This is a genomic window from Anaerocolumna sp., from assembly GCF_032079385.1.
In the GTDB taxonomy this organism is placed as follows: domain Bacteria; phylum Bacillota; class Clostridia; order Lachnospirales; family Lachnospiraceae; genus Anaerocolumna.
This window is the reverse complement of record NZ_DAMAUC010000010.1, coordinates 142,793-165,258: the sequence shown is the minus strand read 5'-3', so window position 1 is coordinate 165,258 and position 22,466 is coordinate 142,793. Positions and strand designations below refer to the sequence as shown.

General features: G+C 32.6%; 24 protein-coding genes. 1 reads left to right on the top strand and 23 read right to left on the bottom strand.

Annotated features, from left to right (window positions below; translation table 11 throughout):
- Positions 1-411: 411 nt before the first annotated feature.
- The 16 genes from RT261_RS10270 to RT261_RS10200 form a co-directional block, all read right to left on the bottom strand.
- Positions 412-3,366 (bottom strand): glycosyl hydrolase family 18 protein, encoded by a 2,955-nt coding sequence (locus tag RT261_RS10270; RefSeq protein ID WP_313132284.1) that lies wholly within the window; start codon positions 3,364-3,366, stop codon positions 412-414.
- 794 nt (positions 3,367-4,160) lie between these two features.
- The gene (locus RT261_RS10265; protein ID WP_313132282.1) at positions 4,161-4,664 is read right to left on the bottom strand and encodes a GNAT family N-acetyltransferase; all 504 of its coding nucleotides are present in this window, start codon (positions 4,662-4,664) and stop codon (positions 4,161-4,163) included.
- A gap of 82 nt (positions 4,665-4,746) precedes the next feature.
- Positions 4,747-4,935: an immunoglobulin-like domain-containing protein gene (locus RT261_RS10260; RefSeq protein WP_313132281.1), complete on the bottom strand. Its 189-nt coding sequence runs from the start codon at positions 4,933-4,935 to the stop codon at positions 4,747-4,749.
- Positions 4,932-5,360, bottom strand: a complete 429-nt coding sequence (locus tag RT261_RS10255) for a hypothetical protein (RefSeq protein WP_313132280.1) — start codon at positions 5,358-5,360, stop codon at positions 4,932-4,934. The genes RT261_RS10260 and RT261_RS10255 overlap by 4 nt, the downstream gene beginning before the upstream one ends.
- 149 nt (positions 5,361-5,509) lie before the next feature.
- The gene (locus RT261_RS10250) at positions 5,510-6,964 is read right to left on the bottom strand and encodes an NADP-dependent glyceraldehyde-3-phosphate dehydrogenase (protein WP_313132278.1); all 1,455 of its coding nucleotides are present in this window, start codon (positions 6,962-6,964) and stop codon (positions 5,510-5,512) included.
- Between the two features lie 336 nt (positions 6,965-7,300).
- Positions 7,301-7,666, bottom strand: coding sequence for a BlaI/MecI/CopY family transcriptional regulator (locus tag RT261_RS10245; RefSeq protein WP_313132277.1), 366 nt, complete (start codon positions 7,664-7,666; stop codon positions 7,301-7,303).
- A gap of 549 nt (positions 7,667-8,215) precedes the next feature.
- Entirely contained in the window at positions 8,216-9,514 is a 1,299-nt protein-coding gene (locus RT261_RS10240; RefSeq protein WP_313132276.1) for an ATP-binding protein, read from the bottom strand.
- Positions 9,515-9,532: 18 nt separating this feature from the next.
- Entirely contained in the window at positions 9,533-10,450 is a 918-nt protein-coding gene (locus RT261_RS10235; RefSeq protein WP_313132274.1) for an RluA family pseudouridine synthase, read from the bottom strand.
- Between the two features lie 19 nt (positions 10,451-10,469).
- Entirely contained in the window at positions 10,470-10,967 is a 498-nt protein-coding gene (gene lspA / locus RT261_RS10230) for a signal peptidase II (RefSeq protein WP_313132273.1), read from the bottom strand.
- Positions 10,964-12,064, bottom strand: coding sequence for a 3-dehydroquinate synthase (aroB, locus tag RT261_RS10225; RefSeq protein WP_313132271.1), 1,101 nt, complete (start codon positions 12,062-12,064; stop codon positions 10,964-10,966). Before aroB ends, lspA begins: the two co-directional genes overlap by 4 nt.
- Before the next feature lie 48 nt (positions 12,065-12,112).
- Positions 12,113-12,874 (bottom strand): DivIVA domain-containing protein, encoded by a 762-nt coding sequence (locus RT261_RS10220; protein ID WP_313132270.1) that lies wholly within the window; start codon positions 12,872-12,874, stop codon positions 12,113-12,115.
- Between the two features lie 10 nt (positions 12,875-12,884).
- Positions 12,885-13,646, bottom strand: coding sequence for a YlmH family RNA-binding protein (locus RT261_RS10215; protein WP_313132268.1), 762 nt, complete (start codon positions 13,644-13,646; stop codon positions 12,885-12,887).
- A gap of 137 nt (positions 13,647-13,783) precedes the next feature.
- Entirely contained in the window at positions 13,784-14,062 is a 279-nt protein-coding gene (locus RT261_RS21160; RefSeq protein WP_442871771.1) for a YggT family protein, read from the bottom strand.
- A gap of 23 nt (positions 14,063-14,085) precedes the next feature.
- On the bottom strand, positions 14,086-14,655 hold the full coding sequence (locus tag RT261_RS10210; RefSeq protein WP_313132267.1) for a cell division protein SepF: 570 nt from the start codon (positions 14,653-14,655) through the stop codon (positions 14,086-14,088).
- 65 nt (positions 14,656-14,720) lie between these two features.
- Positions 14,721-15,413, bottom strand: a complete 693-nt coding sequence (locus RT261_RS10205; protein WP_313132265.1) for a YggS family pyridoxal phosphate-dependent enzyme — start codon at positions 15,411-15,413, stop codon at positions 14,721-14,723.
- Positions 15,414-15,453: 40 nt separating this feature from the next.
- The gene (locus RT261_RS10200) at positions 15,454-16,836 is read right to left on the bottom strand and encodes an HlyD family efflux transporter periplasmic adaptor subunit (RefSeq protein ID WP_313132263.1); all 1,383 of its coding nucleotides are present in this window, start codon (positions 16,834-16,836) and stop codon (positions 15,454-15,456) included.
- Between the two features lie 202 nt (positions 16,837-17,038).
- Between RT261_RS10200 and RT261_RS10195 the strand changes: the two genes are divergently transcribed.
- The gene (locus RT261_RS10195; RefSeq protein ID WP_091684203.1) at positions 17,039-17,260 is read left to right on the top strand and encodes a DUF378 domain-containing protein; all 222 of its coding nucleotides are present in this window, start codon (positions 17,039-17,041) and stop codon (positions 17,258-17,260) included.
- Positions 17,261-17,466: 206 nt separating this feature from the next.
- Here the strand turns inward: RT261_RS10195 and RT261_RS10190 are convergent, their stop codons facing one another.
- The 7 genes from RT261_RS10190 to minC form a co-directional block, all read right to left on the bottom strand.
- Positions 17,467-17,886: a twitching motility protein PilT gene (locus RT261_RS10190; RefSeq protein WP_313132260.1), complete on the bottom strand. Its 420-nt coding sequence runs from the start codon at positions 17,884-17,886 to the stop codon at positions 17,467-17,469.
- 128 nt (positions 17,887-18,014) lie between these two features.
- On the bottom strand, positions 18,015-18,977 hold the full coding sequence (locus tag RT261_RS10185) for a D-alanyl-D-alanine carboxypeptidase family protein (RefSeq protein ID WP_313132259.1): 963 nt from the start codon (positions 18,975-18,977) through the stop codon (positions 18,015-18,017).
- Positions 18,978-19,062: 85 nt separating this feature from the next.
- The gene (gene mgsA / locus RT261_RS10180) at positions 19,063-19,461 is read right to left on the bottom strand and encodes a methylglyoxal synthase (RefSeq protein WP_091684206.1); all 399 of its coding nucleotides are present in this window, start codon (positions 19,459-19,461) and stop codon (positions 19,063-19,065) included.
- Positions 19,461-20,594, bottom strand: a complete 1,134-nt coding sequence (locus tag RT261_RS10175) for an FtsW/RodA/SpoVE family cell cycle protein (protein WP_313132258.1) — start codon at positions 20,592-20,594, stop codon at positions 19,461-19,463. The genes mgsA and RT261_RS10175 overlap by 1 nt, the downstream gene beginning before the upstream one ends.
- 16 nt (positions 20,595-20,610) lie before the next feature.
- Positions 20,611-20,883 (bottom strand): cell division topological specificity factor MinE, encoded by a 273-nt coding sequence (gene minE / locus RT261_RS10170; protein ID WP_313132257.1) that lies wholly within the window; start codon positions 20,881-20,883, stop codon positions 20,611-20,613.
- Positions 20,884-20,901: 18 nt separating this feature from the next.
- On the bottom strand, positions 20,902-21,693 hold the full coding sequence (gene minD / locus RT261_RS10165; protein WP_313132255.1) for a septum site-determining protein MinD: 792 nt from the start codon (positions 21,691-21,693) through the stop codon (positions 20,902-20,904).
- A 27-nt stretch (positions 21,694-21,720) separates the two neighbouring features.
- Complete coding sequence (gene minC / locus RT261_RS10160; protein ID WP_313132254.1) at positions 21,721-22,386, bottom strand: septum site-determining protein MinC; 666 nt, start codon at positions 22,384-22,386, stop codon at positions 21,721-21,723.
- Between the last annotated feature and the right edge of the window lie 80 nt (positions 22,387-22,466).

Here is a 22,466-nt window from a genome sequence, read left to right as displayed (position 1 = left end):
AACCCCTGTTACCGCCGTGAAAGGGCGGTGTCTTAACCGCTTGACCATGGAGCCGTTTTGCCGAGCAACAAAATGAATTCTAACATGTTCAGCTTATATTGTCAACCCTTTTTTAAAACTTTTTTTCGTTTTTATAAATTGCAATAATGGATATCCGTTATAATTATATGCCTCATTTTATTTTGGTGGTTTTCTATTTGCTCTAATCTCTTATTTCTAAAAACTCTAATATTTGCATCTCTGGTTGCTCCTTCCTTTGATTTCATACTGAATGATCTTCAAGCATTTCTTAATTGATAAATTTAAAATCTTTCCTGTATTTACAACTTTAGTGAGAATTATTTAATATCTATATTAACTTCGTATAAAATGGAGTAGGATTCCTTCGAATCCTACTCCATAATTGATATATTATTTTAAATTACTATTTAATCTTACAACATCTCCAATTGTTTTTAACAGACTCTTATTCATGTCTGTAGTATCTTGACTAACTTCCCAAATCATAATTCCACCAACATTATCACAAGCCCATTGTGTTTTCTTCGTGATAGTGGGAATTCCATTATAATGAGCCTGCATTCCATAAATTACTGAAACATCTGTGTTATATGCATTAGGATTGGCTGCAAGAATTTCATCATAAGATGCCCATGACGGTCTGCCATAGAAAGGTACACCTAATACAACTTTGTTTGCAGGCATATTCCTAGTATTCTTCCAGTAATTGGCAGAATTAACAGCAAACTCATAGGAAGAATGCCTCTCTCCGTCTCCTCCATCATATGCCATAACATTGATAAAATCTACTGCATTAAGTACAGCATCTGTATGAGCAGCCGCGTCATAATAGATATTTCCATCAGGGGTTGCACCACTTAAAACAGCCGATGTTAATAACATATTTTCTTTTTTAAGCTCAGTACTTAAATAAAGCATAAGTGCTTCGTATTGATCTTGAGTAGTACCCGTTCTAGGGTGCTCCCAATCCATATCTACTCCATCAAACCCATACTGTTTAGCCATATTAACAATTGCATCGCCAAACTTTTTAATTTTGGAAGGAGAATTGGTTGCTGCTATGAAAGTGTTTTCTAAAGGTACGTCATTGTAAGACCAGCCACCAATTGCAATAAGTACTTTAACACCCTTTTGATGAGCCTCATTAATTATACTGGTTGCTGTTTCTGGGTTTTCCAATGGGAGAAGATTTCCGTCAGAAGTAGGAATAGCAAATGCATAGTTAATATGAGTTAAGTTATTGTACTGAATCCTATCTGTTTTATTCGTTTCCCAACTTGGATAGTAACCTACAATTTTAAGTTCCGTAGTTCCTGGATTAGGTTCTACTTCATCGGAACTAATCTTTTTCCATACACCCCATTGTCCCGTAGTTCCTGGTTCTTCTCCTTGTGTCCACCATTTCGCTTCCCATATAGAACCGTTATGAGAAACTCGATCTCCGCCGTTATAGACTTTACCAGATTCCCATTGAGCAACTTCCTGAACAGCAAGTTCTATGACATTCGAAAGCTTCACTGATGCTATAGAAGCAACGGGTAAGATTGGCATGGAAACGCTAGTTTTGATTTGTTTCCATACGCCCCATTCTCCGGTAGTCCCTGGTTCCTCTCCTTGAGTCCACCATTTCGCTTCCCATATAGAACCGTTATGAGAAACCCGCTCTCCACCATTATAGGTTTTTGAACTTTCCCATGGAGCAATTTCAGGGTCTACAGGGTCAACTGGATCTACTGGGTCAACTGGATCTACTGGGTCAACTGGATCTACTGGGTCAACTGGAACAAATCCATTGGCAAATACGTCGTTAATCTTGTCAACTAAAGGACTATTAATTATTGACCATTTTTTAAGCTTACTGCCATAATTGGTTACAGTTCCACTTAACTCAACATCTCCATATGCTGTCCAAATAATCGTTCCAGCTAAGTTTTTATCTTTAATATATTGTGCTTTATAACCAATTGACTCTTCATCATCATAACTTAAGAAGAAGTTATCTTTAGTTAGGTAAGGCACCTTTGCCTGAGCATCCCAGTGTTTCGTCCAGCCACTATTAGATTTAAGTGCCGTTTGTTTAATAAAAAAATAATTTGGTACTCCATCATATACATCTCTTGGCCAATTAGTATAATCTGCACAAGTCATAATCGGTCCGTCCGGCTGTATAGTTTCAGCTCTTTTTACAGTCTTAGTATTAAGTGCTGCTGTACCATCTGTTATTATGCCTTTACCATAGAATGGCATTCCCATATTAACTTTATTAAGGTTTACACCTTTTTGTACCAAATATTGATACAAATTATCCCAGTTAAAATTAGGTACTTCTGCACCCGTATATTCATATAGTGGTGCGTTGTGGCCTGCTTTATCTGACCAGCCACCATTAAAATCATAAGTCATGAAATTATAATAATCTACATACTTATTAACTTCATTCCAATTAAAACCTTCAAGTTTCCTTGTATCTGCTGAGAAACATGAAGTAATCAGCTTGTCCGTTCCAATAGCTTGTCTAATTTCCTTAGTCAAAGTAATAAAATTATTATAATCCATTTCTTTACCAGTAAAGTTCATTCCAGTAAATGGTCCTGGATATTCCCAATCAAGATCAATTCCATCAAAGCCTAGTCCAATTAACCGTACACAATCTTCAATAAATTTTGCCTTTTTTACCGGATCAGCTGCAACTTCTGAAAAATGTTTGCACATACTCCAGCCACCTATTGAGGCCATTATTTTAACGCCATTTTGTTTAGCTAATTCTAAAACTCCTGGTGCTCCACCTTCTTTTTTAAGAGGCATTGGCAAAGGTTGATTATATAGTCCCCAACTAGGATTTGACCAGGTATTACCCCATTCCACTACTTCAAAACCCTGTTCCCCTGCTCGTCTGGCAATATCAGCATTGATAGAGTATACCGGATCTAATTCACCAAATAGAATAAATAAATCCCAACTACTGTATATATCAGTATTGAATATTGGAGCTGGCTGTTGTTGTACGCCCTCTTTATAAATATTTTTATTCCTATAATCTCCGCTATGTAGGGAACCATCATTAGCCACTCCAAAGAAAGAATAATTTAAAATGGTATATTTTGAATAGTCAATATTCAAATGCGTTAATGCTCCCGGAGCTGGCAAACCTGCATTGGTGCCTTTCCAGGCATCCCATTGGGTTATATATCCTATTACCTGTTTGTTATGATCTCTAGCTGTTGCCTCGCTATTAGCTTTTACATAAGTCTTACCGGGCAAACCGGTTAAGATCAAACCAATAACTAATAAAGTCATGAATATAGATTTAAAAACCAGATTTTTCTTTATCTTATTATATAGCATTTTTACTCTCCTTTCTTGTCTTCACAACATTAAATTAATTATTAACTTAACACTACTGATAAAACTAATTTGTGGAACTAAATTTATATACACCTCCTTTTATTTTTATATTTTTTTAAAATCCACCTCCTTATCTATGTTTTATTCTTTTAATCTATTTTGCTCATACTGAGTTGACTGCACACACATTTTATTTCTTAACTATTCACTTGCTTTTTATTCTATTTTTAAGCTCTATATAAGCACTGCTTGCAAATGCTATAATCAAAGGGTATACTGCATGAAATCTTATTAATTTTAGTTTTTAGTAGTTTAATGACTTAGTAAATATATTGGGAAGGTACATTTTCTGAATGAATATGTAAAGCTATAAATTAATTAAAAGAAATTTACTTAAAAAATTAAATATTTATTAGTTACTTATATTAATTAGTTACTATTTTATAGAATTTTTTAGTAATTATAGAAATGTTATTATAAATATAACATATTTTAACATTTAGTAAATGTGCTATATTTGGCATTAATTGTATATTTTTGTTCTATTTACTTCTTTTGGTATCAAAATAGTTTTTAATCATAAGTTTTTCGAAATAACAATCGAAATAAAAGCAATTTGTTAAGCACTGAAAGATAAAATATAGTATTAAAATGGCACCTTCTCATTGGAAGATGCCATATAACTTAGGGTAAGCAACCTATAGCTATCATTTTCTTTACTCGAACTTATCCCCTCACTGCAAATGTTCAGACAGTAGAATATGCTCGCTAATAAAACTTTCATTTCAACCAAATTATAATTGATGTTTATAGAGAATATGCCGGTCCAAACCGCCATATTTTTTTACTGTGGTAACAATGCTATAATTAAGACGAATAAAGTTATTTAAGCTGTACTGATTATCCGGATGTACTGTTGCAAGGAAATATTGGTAAGCCGTATCCTTTAAAATCTCTTCTGCTGCTTTCATAAGCTTATACTGAAGTTTATTACCTTGATAATCCTTACTTATCACCACGGTTTCCATATGTGCTACCTGTATCATCTGTTCTTTTGTCAGGTTCAGATATACCCCTAAATTATCTTCTGCCTGATTAGGAAATCTTACAATTAAAAAACCTGCAAGGTTTTGATTATCTGATGCCTTTAATATAAATCCCTCCTTGTCTATATGTCTTGTTATAAAATCAGGTTCATCCATACAAAACCAAGAGGGGTCTTTCAGATATTTGTTGGCTTCTGAATTTAAGTAAGTAATGGCCTCTATATCCTGATAATCTGCTTTATTAATCTCCATATTCATGTATTCTCGATTCTTTCATATTTGTTCTTAATAAATAGCCAAATTCTTTAATACTATTAATTAGATACTTTAATAGTTATTTTACATCAAATTCGAATGCTGCATATCCTATTTTATCATTAAAACTTATCTCTTTAATTAGTCTATAGCGTCCTGTAGGAAGGGGCTTATAATAAGTGAAATAAAATACAGCATCTAATGATTTGCTTGTCTCCAAAATATAAAGCTCGTCTGTCCATCCTAAGTTTATATTGTCATTAATCATGTTGTCAAGTACCATATACCATTAATGATTACTTCTAATTCCAGACGTGATCCCAATTCAATCTCGTTGGAAGAAGTATTTTTTATTGACAATTTTATCATTTCTGTTTCAGCAAGAAGCTCGTTATTATTTCCAATCATTTGAACGTTTTTTAAAGGAGCATCTGTCATGGTGCTTTTATTCATATACTTTATATCCCATTTCCCATCTATCAATGAAAGATATCTATTATTAGTAATATTATTAACAGTAGAATAAACCTTTGTATTGCTAATAATGGATTCACACATCTTTATTGCTTCTTCTTTATCTATAAGAAAATATTCTCCTTTGTAATTAATGGCATATTCTCCAGCAAACAGAAGGGTATAAGGATTATCCCCAGTTTGCCCCAAAAGAGCCGATAACCCATGTGAGTGAAACACATAGTTATCGGCTCTTTCTTTATAACTTTTACGCTGCGGGATACTGACTTTCTTAACAACAAATGCGAAATCATTGTTTTTTGAGTTAGGTACGTAAACACAAATGGAGTAGGTGATTATTCATTTTTTGATTTAAGAAGAATTAAAAACTAGTAATGTAAATTAATAACAGTAGCCTTTACTCTTGTCATTGCCTCAATAGAATAACGAATACCCTGGGTACCAATTCCTGATTTCTTAACGCCTAAGAATGGGAAGTGGTCTGGTCCCCTTTCTGTTTTATTATTGATCTGTACGGTACCTACCTCCAGTTTTGAAGCTACATAAAATGCATCTTCAATATTTTCGGTAAATACAGAACTTTGTAAACCATATTCAGAAGCATTGGCAAGTTCAATTGCTTCATCAATGGATTGTACACGCAAAATTGGCAATACCGGCCCAAAAGGTTCCTCCCAGGCAACTCTCATATCTGTTGTAACATAATCTAATAAAGTAGGATAAATTAAATTACCTTCTCTCTTCCCGCCACAAATTAGTTTTGCACCCTTTGCTTTCCCGTCTTCGATTAGATTCCATACAAAGTCTGCGGCTCTTTTATTAATTAAAGGTACTACATCAACTTGTTTTTCTAAAGGATTACCGATTTTTAATTGCTCAATTAGTTCTTTTAATTTTGTAATTAATTCATCCGCAACTTCATTTAGAACTAATATCCTTTTAACAGCGGTACATCTTTGACCGGAGTAGGAAAATGCTCCAGATACAATATTTTTTGCTGCAAAAGATAGGTTTGCATCTTTTAATACGATTGCAGCATCTTTACCGCCTAATTCCATTAGTAAAGGAACCATGGTGGTCATTTTAGAAATATGTTCTCCTACTTCTGTACTTCCGGTAAAGTTTATAAAATTAATATCGGAATGTGTTACAACATAATCCCCTATTTCAGAGCCTTTACCTGTAACTATGGTTAGTACACCATCAGGCAATCCTGCTTTTTTGAATATTTCCACTAATTTGGTGCCGCATAGTGCTCCGGTTGTTGCAGGTTTAAACACTACTGTATTACCGGCTGCTAATGCTGGTGCGATTTTAGATGCAGCCAAATTAATTGGGTAATTAAAAGGGGATATGGCAAGGACAACTCCAACTGGTTCTCTTGTTACAACTGCCACTTTTTCTTTATTAAATCCAGAGAAATTGTCTCCTTGAATACTTTCTCCATGGATACTTTTGGCTGTATCCGCAGTGAATCTCATAAAATCTGCTGTCCGGCTTATTTCTGAATTGGCACTTTTCTTGTCTTTACCAACTTCGTGAATCAGAAGATCTGTTAGTTCGTCAATATTACGAAGTAAAATATCCGCTGCTTTATATAGAATTTCAGCACGCACACTTAAGGGTGTATCTCTCCAGGCAGGGAATGCATTTTTTGCTTTTTGAATCTCCCTGTCAACTTCCTTTTTTGAATAAGCCGGTACTGTACCGAGTACGGTACCTCCAATAGGTGATGTAATTTCAATGTATTTTTCATTGTTTTTTATCTCTAAATCAAGATTTTCCTGTAATGAATCTTGTTTAACTTCTTTTTCAGCGTTCATAAACACTCCTCCTTACGGTTATAATATCTATAATATATTTATAATAGTTCTCTTTGAAATATATTTATATTCAATAATTAATAAATTAGAATTAAACTGATTATAATCAGTAAACTATATTAAGTCAATAGGAATTATATGAATGATTATCTTATATTCTAACAATATTCTGTTCAATTATTCTAAGATTTTTATTCTATGGAGGCAAAAAGGCTATTGTAAAATGTATGATTCATACTGGGTATAGTAATCTAATCTCCGGCATGAATCATACATTTTGCAACAGCCTTTAAGTAGTTATAAGAAATTCAGAAAAGTATATCTTGTAGAATTTCTTTATAATTTCTGCTCACTAATAATTCTTTCCAATTCTAAAATCTCTGCAGGTGTTAATGTTTGGTTTTTTAAATATTCTGTAAGAAATGTATTTAAAGAACCATTGTATAATTTATTAAATAAAGCTTTGGTTTCTATATTTTGAACGGTGCGCTTAGAGATACATGCTTTACATAGAAAACCTGGATCTTCTCTTTTAATGGCACCTTTGTCTATTAACCGATTGATTACGGTATATGTGGTGTTTTTTTCCCAACCTATGTATTCTTTTATAATCTTAGCAATATCTTTTGCAGCTAAAACTTTATTCGACCATAATAACTCCATAATATTTAATTCACCTTCGTGTAGTCGTATTTCACTCATTACTGCTCCTATCTGCCTGAATATAGATAATTTTTGTAGGCTTTTCAATTTAGTCTATTTTCTATATATAAAATTCATTTTACATAAATTATCAGAAAAACAGTTGTAATAAATTGTGTAAAATAAATGGTAAAAAAGGATTTTAAGTACATACTACATAAGTAGAATGCAAAAATATTATAAAAATAATTATAATCAAGTTAAGATTTTATAGTAATATCAAGTGTTTTATTGAATACTTCTATTTCTGTACAACAAATTTAAATATTAATTTTTTTATTTTAAAAGCGTAAAAAAATATAGGCTCTACAATTGTCGAATGCAATAACATAAATAGTCGAATTATGAACTACTTATGTAGACAAGTCCTAATGCACTTATTCTATCCTAATAGAACCCAATTGTCAACCATAATAACCAAAATTTATGAAAAATAACATTACAAAACTGACATATTATACATATAGAAAAATAGAAGCTCTAAAATTATTTTTCAGGGTATATTTTTGAGCAAATGAAAAAAAGCTTAGTCGAGATAACAACTAAGCTTTAAATGCAAAATACTGCATAGACTGGTACATATTTTATATCTCCAGAATATTCAAAATTTCTGGTTGAAATTTTTATTGCGCCCTTTATGTAACTACATTTTGATTTTAATACACTTAAGTTTTTAGAACGTGTAATATTACCGGTTTTCACTTCAATTGGGACTATAGAATTATCTTTATAAAGGATAAAATCTATTTTAGCTTGTGAGTTCGATTCCCAATAAATAAGAGGATATCCGTTTCCATATAAGGTTTGGGCTACATAATTCTCAATAAGACCTTTTCTAATATGATCAGGATGTTTGCACTCAATCTGTTTTAATGAAGAATATAACATTCCCACATCTGCCATATATAATTTGTACTGAGGCAATATATTAGAACTTATTTCTGATTTACAGGCACTTTCTAATGCTTCTTCTGCAAGTTTATTACATCGTATACCATAGAAAGTATCAGTTATGTACTGTACGGCATTTCCATACATTGCATGAGTTGCACCTTTACGAATTAAGGTATATTGAAATTTACGATTTTCCTTTATAAGTTGTTTATCCATGATACTATAAACTTGACTGATTTTTAACCCGTCTCCTTCGTTATTACGGCTTTTGGCATCCCAAAGATATGCACTGGCTAATATTCTATGTTGTTCTGAGATATTATATTTTCCTTCCATACTGATAAATTCATTTACAGCCGCAGGCATTCCCCCTGTTTGCAAATAATCTTCAAATAAGGCTAATAATTCCCGGTGAACAATATCAGGAAGCTTCTTATTAGAGGCATAATGTATTCTAATTGTTTCTCCATACCATTCATTACCTGTAGCAATCAAGAATTCCTCAAAATTCAAAGGAAAAAGCTGCAGGATATAAAAGAAATCATCCTTTTTATACCGTTCGCTGTGAAAGCTTGTTATACACATAATCTGAAAGGGTGGATTTGCTTTAATTAAGGCTTCTAATTTCTCCATAAAGGGTGGATAAAAAGAAACTTCATCCATAATAAATAATATCGGCTCTTTTTCATCTTCCGGATGTTTAGATGCATAAGGATAAGTTTCAGAAATCATAAGCAGATTCTGAATCCATATAGACACATCTTCCCCCTCCAGCAATTTATGACATTCCGGTACTCTTTCAAGATTGATATAGATGGATTTTGCATAAAATGACTTTGCAAAGTCATTAGCTAAATAAGTCTTTCCGGTACCTCTTCCGCCCATTAACAGGAGAGGCTTATTCATATTATTTTCTTTCCATTTAAGCAAACTATCGATTCGTTTCCTTTTCAAAATAAGTACTCCTTTTATCTATCTTAATTTTGTAAGCAGCTGTTCGAAATAGTCTGGTAAAGGTGCTTCAAATTCTACATATTTCTTTGTTGTTGGATGAATAAAACCTAATACTCTGGCGTGTAACGCCTGGCCTTCCAGATGAAAAGGATCTTTTACAGGACCATATACATCATCACCTAATAAAGGATGGTGTATACTTGCCATGTGTACACGTATTTGATGGGTCCTGCCAGTCTCTAAAGAACATTCAATATGGGCATATTTATTGCCTAGGTTTTCAATTACCCGATAATGTGTAACTGCGTTTTTACCATTTTTCTGATTGATGGCCATCTTCTTGCGGTCCGTTTGATGTCTCCCAATGGGAGCATCCACTGATCCACTTCCTTCTTTAAAAGGATGATACACGAGGGCATTATATTTGCGGGTAATGGAATGAACTTTTAATTGCTCTGCTATAAACTGATGTGCTTCGTTGTTTTTGCAGGCAACTATGATACCGGTGGTATTCATATCAATGCGGTGGACAATACCTGGGCGTAAGACGCCATTAATACCGGATAATTCATCCTTACAGTGATATAACAGACCATTCACCAAAGTACCGGTATAATGCCCTGCAGCCGGATGGACTACCATTCCTTTTCCTTTATTAATAAGAACAATATCTTTATCTTCATAAATAATCTCCAAAGGAATATCCTCCGGTTCGATATTCAAATCAACAGGAGGAGGTATTTCAACGGTTATCTGTTCGCCTTCCGATACTTTATAGTTGGACTTTACCTGTTTCCCATTTGCCAAAATCAGGCCATCTTCAATTAACTTCTGAATATAGGATCTGGTCAGATCCTCTGTATTCTCAGCTATATACTTATCAATTCTTATTTTGCTGTCTTCTTTTTCTACCAATAAATCAATAAAATTATTCATTACACTCTATCATCCAAATCTAATCATTTTTTTTCTTACTTTTCCCTAAAAATTCAAAATCTTCATCTTTATAATAGAATAAGAACAGAATAATAAGGGCTGCGGAAGCGACTGTAACATAGCAGTCTGCTACATTAAAGATTGGAAAATTTATTAATTCAAAATAAAGAAAATCAACAACATATTTTCTAAAGATGCGATCAATTAAATTGCCAATGGCTCCAGCCGTAATAACTACTAAAACAATACGGAGATAATTATAGCGTTTATCAGCCGGTATCTTAAAATAAAAGAAAATCATAGCAACCATGATGATAGATGAAAATACAACCAACAGCCCGGTCTGATTGCTTAGTATGCCCCATACGGCACCTGTATTCTCATGATACAGCAACTTAAATACATTAGGTATAATTGTTACAGGGCCTTTTTTTAATTGAGTTACAGCATAATATTTGGTTAATTGATCTAATGCAATTAAAAGAATCAGGTAAAGTAAATGTCGTAATTTTTTCATAAATCCTCCAGTCGTAATATAAATCGAATTCCAGTCATAATCTCTTCCTGGGTAACAGATGTATCTATAAATGCCTGCCCTGTTTTTGATAATAATATAAACTTTAATTTTCCTGATTCCATCTTTTTATCATGGGCAGTAGCTTGAAAGATATCTTCCGCCTTTATTTCGGATACATTTACAGGTAAATCAAAGCTGCTGATAAATGCTATAATATCCTCCAGCTCTTCTTTTAGAAGATACCCTCTTTTATAAGAAATATAACAAGAAGCAGCCATACCTATAGCCACACATTCCCCATGTAAAAGATTAAAGTTCGTTAGTTTTTCAACAGCATGTCCGATGGTGTGCCCGAAATTTAATAAAGCACGTTCTCCAAGTTCTTTGGGATCTTTTTCTACCACTTCCCGTTTAATCAGACAGCTTTTATAAATCATTTCTTGCATCACTGAAATATCACGGGATATTATTTGGTTTTTATGGTTTTTCAGCCATTGATAGTAATCTTTATCTTTTATTAAGCCATGTTTTATTATTTCACCTAAGCCTGCGTAATATTGCCTGTTGCTAAGTGATGTTAAAGTGCTTAGATTTATATAAACGGATTCAGGCTGGTGAAATGCTCCAATCATATTTTTATAGGATTGAAAATCAACTCCGGTTTTTCCTCCGATACTGCTGTCAACCATAGCTAATAACGAGGTCGGCATCTGGATAAATCCAATTCCTCGTAAGTAGGTAGCAGCGGCATATCCGGTTAAATCACCGGTTACTCCACCACCTAGAGCAATTAAGAGGTCTTTACGATCAAATTTAGCTTGTATTAGATGCTCATATAGAGAATATACCGTATCCAGGTTTTTACTGTCCTCTCCTGATTTAAACACAAATGTTTCTACTGTCTTGGCATGCGCCTTTAATAAATTACTTAATTCTTCTAAGTAAAACTTACTGACATTGGTATCGGAAACAATGCAGAGTTTAAGATTCTTCGTTCCCAATTTTCCTAATTCTTCTATGAGTTTAGTATAGTCATCTTCAATATGAATATCATAAATAGGCTTATTATCATAATTAACAGTAATACTGGAATTCATAAATAACACCTGTGCCTTTCTACTTGGTCTTATGTATAGAATTATATTTTATAATTGTTCTTCTTCGTCTACATTAAGAAACTCAAAGTCATCATAAGTATCATCCTTTTGCCCGCCTGTTTTGTCATTTGGGGAATCTATAGAATCACCTTTTGACATATTATTTTGACTATCTTTTTTAACATTATCCTGCGTAGTGGTAACAGTGTCCTTTTGAACATCTGCTATGCCGGTTTGTGAATTTGCTTGGGTATCTTGCTGTATGTTGTTTTGTGTATCTGTTTGAGTATCTTTCTGCAAATCAATCAATTTTCCTTCTGATTTATCATCCTTATGATTCAGGAATGCATCCAGATTTGCAATATGTATATTAAAGGCGTCGGATTCTAATAGTTCTTCCTGTGTTTTTGCTAAATATTTAAACTGAGCCTTATATGCTTCATATTGTCTTACTAATTGGATGGTCTGCTGATGAATTTTATCTAATTCATTTTGGGCATCCATAAGAATAAACTTTGCCTTTGCTCTTGCTTCTTCTTTAATGGCATGAGATTCTTGTCTTGCGGCTTCTTTGGTCTCTTCTGCTGTTTTTTCAGCCAGAACCAATGCTTTTTGAATCGTTTTTTCGATAGTTTTATAATAATTAATACCCTCGTTTAGTACATTACATTTATCTTTTAATTCGATATTTTCTTTATATAAAGTTTCGTAGTCTCCAAGTAAAGAACTTATGAAATATTCCACATCCTTTTTGTCAAAGCCGATCCCTGTTTTAAACGTTTTGCTCTGTAATTCAATTGGTGTTATCATATGCTTCCTCCTAAGTGTATTTTAATATTAAACAATAATATCTGCCCTTTTTTGTCTGGCTTTGCAATTCTTTATAAATGAATTTACCATGTCCCCTTACAGATACTGTTTCACCTTCTTTTAGTACATAACTGTTTGATTCCACAAGACGGCCATCTACAAACACATTCCCGCTGCTTATAAGACTTAACATGCTGCTTCTGGAGGAGCCAAAAGCAAGTGAGATTATAGAATCCAGTCTTGGAGAGGAAACGGTCCCCCTGATTTCTTTAAAGGAAGGACGAATCTCCGGTGCTTCCTCGTTCATTCTTTCGCATTGAATTGAGGTGTGTTTTACTTTTTCTAAGTTATCTATAATAAATGAACTTATTCCGGATAAACAAAATATATATCCTTCTTTTTCTTTTACCAAAATATCACCAATTTTACCACGCTCTAATCCTAGGTTCATTATAGCACCCAGGAAATCTCTGTGGGTTAAATCATCACTAAACTTTTTATTTAAAGGCTTTATTCGAATACAGGTAATATAACTGGAAAAAGCCTTTACAGATTCATCTCCGTAAAAGCATATAATATTTCGCTCTGCGCCTTCATATCCACCATATAATTGATGGTTTACGTAAGGTAATTCTTTATTCATACTTTTAAATATACTGATTTCGTTTAAAGTCAAAAAGTCAGTATAGGTAGCTATACCCTTCCTATCGGCTATATTTGCCAGTTCCATAAATCGTTTTCTTAATAACAATTCCTCTTTATCTTTACTCAAAGCTGTCTCCTAACTAAAACATGATATAATAAACAGAGTGAAGAATTTTCAAACTTACTTGCAGACTTTGAATGAGTCCCAAGGTCATAAGCAGGCTATGTTCATGAAATGATACAAGTGGACACATTTCCTCTGATTCATACAAGCTGCAATAATATAAGCTCCGATAAAACATGTTGAAGATAGGATAATATAACAATACCTATTATAGGCGAAAAATCTGAAACCGATGTATTAAAAATTGAACGCCTTAATAAAAACCTAATAGGGTCAAGAAAAGGATTAATTAAATTCAATAAAATTTTCTTAATCCCATTAGGAATTGGAAGCCAAGAGGAAATGATATATACAAATAAAATGATTTCGATTACATTAAAAAAAACATAAAAGGTTCTATAAATTAAAATGATGTTCATATTTAAGTCCTTATAGTTATATTTTAAAATTCTCTATTCAAAGTGGGTACTTCAAATCCATCACTTTGAACCAAATCCAGATAATCACCGGAAATATCAACAGAATCAGGTGATATAATGAATATGTAACTGGAAATCTGATGTAGTTTTCCGTTCAACGCATATACAGAACCGGATACAAAATCCATAATCCTCTGAGCTAAGTCAACGTCAATACCCTCTAAATTAATAACAGCCGCCCGGTTGGATAATAACATATCACATATGTCCTGAGAATCTTCAAAGGTGGTAGGTTTCATAATGCAGACTTCAAATCCCTTGGGTGTTGTTCTAATGGGAACAACTTTGTTATTTGTAGTTCTTTCCATTCTGGTCACCCTTTCTTTTTTAGGTTCTTGGAAGGAAGCGCCAAAGTCAGATAATGTTTCTTCTCTTTCCATAGACTGCTGTCTTAATTTTTGTTTCTCTACTTTACGCTCCATACGCTCGGCACGTTTCGCTTCTTTTTCTTCTAATTCATCATCGTAATCATCGAAATCATCATCTTCGGTTAACTTAAGTGAATCTAAAATGTTTTTAAATATATTAGCCATATGCCAATCTCCTATCATGATTATTTATATATACGCATTATTATTCTCAAAATATATTCTGGTAATTATATAGAATAATTACGTTCACCAAATATACCTGTCCCAACTCGTACTATTGTTGCTCCTTCTTCTATTGCAACTTCATAGTCTCCAGTCATACCCATAGATAATATATCCATATGAACATTATCAATGTTTTTTGATTTTATGTCAATATTTAATTGTCGCAAATTTCTAAAATGAACCCTATTTTTTTCAGGTTCTTCTACAAATGGAGCGATCGTCATAAGACCTTTTATCTGAACATGGTTTAACTTTGATATTTCCATGATTAGGGGATATATGTCTTCTGCATATACGCCAAATTTCGTATCTTCTTTCGCAATATTAACCTCAATTAATATATTACTGACTATATTTTTTTTAGCAGATTCTTTATCAATCTGTGTGGCCAGTTTTAAAGAATCAACAGAATGTATAAGCACGGTTTTATCAACGATATATTTTACTTTATTCGTTTGCAAATGGCCGATTAGATGCCAATTTAAATTCTTAGGTAGTACTTCATACTTGGAGGTTAATTCCTGTACTTTGTTTTCACCAAATTCTATTATACCGGCATCCATGGCTTCTTCTATCATAGATACAGGTTTTGTTTTACTGACTGCTACTAAAGTAACCTCATCTCTTCCACGTCCTGCTCTCCTACAGGCAGCAGCTATTTTTTCCTCTACGATTTTCAAATTTTCTTTAACCAATGGATTCACTACCTTTCAATAATTATTATGTATGCAATGTCTAATAGATAATAGCCTGTTCTACTGCAGTTTTTCCATCCAATGCAATATGATCGTAAACAGAAAGCCCGTATTCGGTATTATCTTTTATGATGCAATATTCTTCATTTTTATATAATATTTCTACGCGGCGGAAGATGGCATAACCTTTATTTACATTGAATACACCTTCTAAAGCCTCTTTTGGACCAACCTGATACCGTTCGCCCGATTCAGAACGTATATAGATACCGGGATTTTCAAATAATCTGCCGTCTACATATCCTACAGTATCTGTCTTATAGTATATATCGGTAGGAACAAATACATATTCTACTTCACCACTATCCGTATTATAAGTTTCCTTCATTAAACCGGTACTACCTGAGTCACCCCCTAGAGTAAAGAACTCCAAAGGAATGGTATAAAAATCTTTCTTAACAATTGCTGAAGCAGGTATTTTAAGTCCTTTGGCAGAATTAGCCTCTAATTCAATCGATACAAAACGGTCATCAATATAGCGATCCAAATATTTTGTTAAGCTTAGTTTAGCAAAATATTTAGTACCCTTTTGAAAAGTGGAAATTGGTACAGTTGTACTTGTCTCTGTATCGGTAAATGTTATTTTAACATATTCTTTTTCTTGTAATTTTTTATATTGATTTTCATCCAATAAAAGAACAATATTCCAATTATTGTTTTTTATAATTCGGTAAATAGGACTATTCTTTTCAACTAATTCCATGGTACGAAGCTGTACTTTATTATAATTTTCTAAACTAAAGTCATCTGCTGTAATAGAATCTGTAGTTACATCCTCCATATTATCAATACTGTAGGAAATTACACCGCTAATTTTAGAATGATTGACTTTTAGAGAATTGCTTGTCCCTTTCTCTTTCATAATATTATGTAGATTATTTAAAAAGTTATCATTAGCAATTTCAAGTACCATATTATCCAGTTCATATTTTAAATCATATACGGCAGAGAAATTGCTGTTGTTAAAATCATTATGAAAATTCATAATTTCTTTTTTTACGTGCATTATATTATCAGAGGATATGGTAAGTGCATTTTCCCCATCTCCAATTAAATCATAAGATTTTTTATTTTTATCAAGGGTATAAATCGTTGTATTTTTTGCCACACGATCTCCATCTCTGTGATAATAGTTTATATAACCGGCTGCGCCGGAATAGACTACTTCTTCATTCCTTAGAATTAATCCGTTAAAAATATTATTATCTGCAGTAAAGCCTTCCCTTACTTCATAAATGGACAAATGATCTTTTGTAAAAAATATATATACCACACATAAAACATAAATAAATATAATAAGAAAGACAATTACGCCAACATTAACATTCTTGCGCTTTCGAAATTTCGTAACTTTTTCTGCCAATTAAAAACCTCCTTCATACCAATAAGCATTTTACATTTGTTACGTAATTCATGCTTATGTATCGTATATAAGCTATGCTAATGTACTGCTTATATATTATCTTCTTTATTATACTTATATTTGAAACATAATGAAAGTACTATTTGTATTTTTTTATAAATAACCTTTCGAATATTGGATAAAAATATGGTAATACTAATTAATGCAACAAAAAGGAGGTAAACAATTGAAAACAGTAGATTATATTGCATTAGTTTTAGTAATCATTGGAGCCATCAACTGGGGCTTAATTGGTTTTTTCGGTTTTGATTTAGTCAGAGTTATTTTTGGTGATATGACTATCGTATCAAGAATATTGTACTCAGTGATAGGTGTAGCTGGATTATATGCTCTAAGCTTCTTTGGAAGAGTTCAAAATGATTAATTAATCAAAATAGCAATCCAGTCATAATTGTTTTATTATGTTATACTTACTATCATTCTAAACAAGAAATGAATAAAAAAATTCTTGTGAAGTACAACAAAAGGGACTGATATAAAATCAGTCCCTTACTGCTTTTTATAAGTTAAATTTGTTTAATTATATTTTATAACCAATCTGATCAATTTATATTAACCGAGAAATACATTTCATAAGGAAACAGAGACAAATTTCTTTGCCGGTTCCGGTAAATCTATCTCATCACGAGATAAACTAAGGATAAAATCTATATTAAATTCATTAGATATATGTTCTAATTTTTCTAGGGTAGGTAATAAATCAGAATTATCAATGTTGGCAACTTTTAAGAAACTATCTAAGAATATATGTTCCAAATCATGATCTTGCGAAATTAAACCACAGATAAAACCTAAGAATTCGCTATAATTATCAATACAGTAAGACTTTACATTAATCAATCGAATCTTATTACTTAATTCATACATATGTTTGTTGCTCTTGTCAAGATAAACAATACTGCCTTTTGCTTCTTTTACTGCGTTATTAGCTTTTTCAATCAGGATTTTAGTTTTACCTTTTCCCTTTTCACCAGCAATAATCTGTATCATTATTATCTCCTCCTTAAGATGTGTACAAAATATGGTTGATTTAGATAAATATATAATTAATATAGTTTAAGTATAGTCTATTATCACACAAATTACAACTTAATTTTTTACATTTTAGTAAATTATAGTTAAGAAATCATTTTCAATAATTTTGTCATTTGTGAAAATAAACTGTTGCCATCACTTGCTTGCATAATTAATGAAACATAGGATTTGTTATTACTATCTTTACTATGTAATATCAGACAGTTCCCCGCTTTACTGGTGGTTCCGGTTTTTCCGCCTATTACGGTAATACCTTCCGGAGCAGTTTCCAAACCTTTTAAATAGCGGTTGGTATTTAAGAACTGTACTTCTTTTGATTGATTGTCTTTATCGGTATATTGAATGGTACAGCTTGCCTGATTAATTATTGAGACAAATTTATCATACATAAGCAATTCATTAAAAATTAAATATAAATCATAAGCTGTTGTATAATGATTGTCATCATGAAGACCATGAGCATTGATAAAATTAGAATGAACCGCACCAACACTTTTCGCTGTTTCATTCATTAGCTTGGAAAATCCTGCTTCGGAACCGCCTATATGTTCTGCAATAGCGATTCCTGCATCATTACCAGAATAAACTAATAAGCTGTTAAGTAATGCGTCTAATTTAATTTTATCACCCTCTTTGAAGCCACAAAGTTTTGCACCACTTTCTGTAATATGAGAGGCATTGTAACTTATAGTTACCGTATCATTTAAATCACCTTGTTTTAAAACCACCAAAGCAGTTATTAACTTGGTCAAACTAGCCGGATAGAGACGCTGATACACATTATTGGCATATAAAACTTCATCATCACTAGTATTGACAATCAGTGATGATGTGGCAGTAATATCTGAATTTTGCATATGATTTAAGTCGTCAGGAATAACGGTTAAATCAGTTGCAAGAAATTCAGCTATATCTATATTCTCGGGTTGTTCATATTGATATTCGTTTTGGTTTGATTCCGAATAAGTTAATAAAACAGTTGGAGTGTTACTACATCCGGTTAAAATGGCAGCTGTTAAAACAACCGCTATAAATTTCTTCTTCATGCTTTATCTCCAATTCCATATCTTAAATCCAAGAAATAATATAAATGGTTAAACAAGCAATAACAACACAATAAATTTGGTTTTGTTATGCTTTAAATATTTCTCTCCAATCTAAGTCACCGCGATCCAAAGCTTTAATTAATAATTCAGCTGTTGCTAAATTAGTAGCCAAAGGAATGTTGTGTGTATCGCATAAACGAACAACATTATTTACATCCGGCTCATGGGATTTTGAAGTTAAAGGATCTCTTAGAAAAATAACAAGATCTATCTCGTTATGTTCAATCTGAGCGCCCATTTGCTGCTCTCCTCCAAGGTGACCGGCTAAGTATTTGTGAATGGAGAGATTTGTAACCTCTTCAATTAACCTTCCGGTAGTTCCTGTTGCATATAAAGTGTGCTTATTTAAAATACCACGATAAGCGATACAAAAATTCTGCATTAATTTTTTCTTAGCATCATGTGCTATTAGTCCAATATTCATTAGGTGTTACCCCCTTTTCGTTTTCTTTGTAAATTAATATTTAAAACTAAACCTATAGCAATCATACAGCTCATTAAAGAGCTTAAACCATAACTAACAAAAGGTAAAGGCAAGCCAGTGTTAGGCAGCAGTCCAGTAGTAACTCCTAGGTTTACAAACACCTGGAACATAAACATAGAAGCTATACCGATAGCAATTAACATACCTAAGCGGTCAGGGGCATTCTTTGCAATTTTTAAGCATTGGAATATTAAAATTGCTAATAAAAATATTATAACACACGCACCGATAAAACCAAAGGCCTCTCCTAAAATTGAGAAAATAAAATCACTTTCAGATATTGGTACATAAGTATCTGCCTCTATAGAGTCCATTCCTTCTGTTAGAAGCTTACCGGTTAATTTACCTGCTCCAATTACCTGTATGGAATTCTCTTGCTGATATAAAGTATCGGTGGAAGCTTCTGATTCAGGATTTAAGAAGGCAATTACCCTCTTTTGCTGATAAGGCGTTAAAATACATTGAAAATCCTGTTGAACATACCAAAATAGTCCAAAAAATAAAGGAATTCCAATCAGTATAATAGGTAAAATAATCTTATAACTTAAACCAGCAGCAAATATCATTATAACAAAAATAAATAACATAACTAAACTAGTCGATAAATTTGTTTGTGTTAATATTAAATAGGTGGGGATACCCATTAATAAACCTGTTAACACTAATACATAAAATTTATCCATCTTTTCTCTTAATATTGTATACATTTTTGCTAAAAATATTATCATTATTATCTTACTAAATTCTGAAGGCTGGATGGTAACTACTTTTAAATTAAGCCATCTTCTTGAATTATTAATTTCAACACCAACTAATTTTACTAATACTAATAAAATTAAATTGACTATATAAAGCAAAATATAAAATTCACTTATAAAATGATAATCGATAATGGAAACGATAAATACTATAAAGAAACCCAAAAATATACCAAATATCTGCTTTTTAAATATATTTTCGCCTTCCTGTTGTGCAATACTGACTAAGAAAGCACCAATACTGCTTAATAATACTACAATTACAACCAGTGTTATATTATAGTTTTTAAAATTATACTGCTTTAAATTAAACATAAAAGATTTTTCCTTACTATTTTTTTTGCTTAAGGTCTTTAATTGGAATGTTGGCAAATAAAGCAGGTACTGATCCGTTAGAACTTTCAGATTCTGTTTGTGTTATCTTAATATCAAGTCCATCCAGATCAATTTCAATATATCTGGATATAACGGCGATAATATCATTTTTTATCTGCTCCATAATCTCAGGAGAACAGCCAGCACGGTCAGAAACTAAGACTAATTTCAACCTATCTTTTGCCACATTACTAGAAGTTTTTCTTCTGAAAAAATCTGCTAAGCTCATTAAATTTTCTCCTCTCAATTAGTTTTTCTTTAGTAAACTAGCAAGTTTGGCAAATAAACTCTGTTTTCCGTTTAAATCCAAATACGGAACTTCCTCCCCTACTATTCTTCTGCATATATTCATATATGCTTGTCCTGCTAAAGTGTCAGATCCAACTAAAGGTTCACCTTGGTTAGTAGATATGACGATATTCTCGTCATCAGGTACGACTCCAATTAAATCCACTGCAAGAATTTCTACAACGTCATCACTTGACATCATATCACCACGTTTTACCATATCATTTCTAAGTCTATTTACAATTAAATGAGTTTGCTTCATTTCGTTTGCTTCTAATAGACCTATAATTCTGTCAGCATCACGTACAGCGGATACTTCTGGAGTTGAAACAACTAATGCTCTGTCAGCACCTGCAATTGCATTTTTGAATCCTTGTTCAATTCCGGCTGGACAGTCCATTAATATGTAATCAAATTCTTCTCTTAATTCATCTGCTAATTTTTTCATTTGTTCCGGAGTTACCGAATTCTTATCTCTTGTTTGTGCAGATGGTAGTAAGTATAGATTCGGATATCTCTTATCTTTGATTAATGCTTGTTTGATTCTGCAATTCCCCTCAATAACATCTACGAGATTGTACACGATACGATTCTCAAGCCCCATAACAACATCTAGATTTCTAAGTCCTATATCTGTATCAATTAATACTACTTTTTTATCTAATTTTGCTAATCCTGTACCAATATTAGCCGTTGATGTTGTTTTACCTACGCCACCCTTACCGGATGTTACTACAATTACTTCTCCCATTCTGTTTCTTCCTCCAAACACTTATTATTATAAATTAATATCATTCAAAACTTCTTTATTTAGTGTTTCAATGTATATATTACCCTCTTCCAAGAATGCAATTTTTGTTTCTCTTTTTGCATTCTTAATGGGTTTATCCGGCGATCTTGCAATAGTATCTGCTATTCGGATCTGTACGGGATTCATATCCAGCGCTACAACAAAGGAATTGGTATTACCGGTTGCACCTGCAAAAACAGTGCCTTTTAGGGAACCCAGTACAATAATGTTTCCTTTGGAAACTATTCTGGCACCGGGATTTACATCACCTATGACGATGATGCTGGTTTCGGATTCCAAAACCTGACCTGATCTTAAATTACCTTTATAAAACTGGCCTGTGGTATTGGAAAGCTCCATAAGTTTTTCATCTAAAGCTTTTTTAAATACTTCCTCTTTTTGTGGATCATTTTCAACTACACACACCACATGGAGTTCTGTTTCTTCGGCAATAATATCAAGTACTGTCCGTTGTTCCTCGTTGGATAGGGTTCTGCCCTCAAAACTGATTGCCATTTGTGCCTTACTGAAAAATTTAGAGGAATCTCGAAATTTCTCGGCAATTTTCTCTTTCAGTTCATCAAATTTCATGAAGGCATCCAAGACAACAACAATACCATATTTATTACCTTTAATAATAACTGGATTATTCATTATTACCTCCTGGATAACAATTTAAACTCACAAGGAAGCCTGATATAGATATTGGATGAATAAGAGACTTCCTTGTTTTA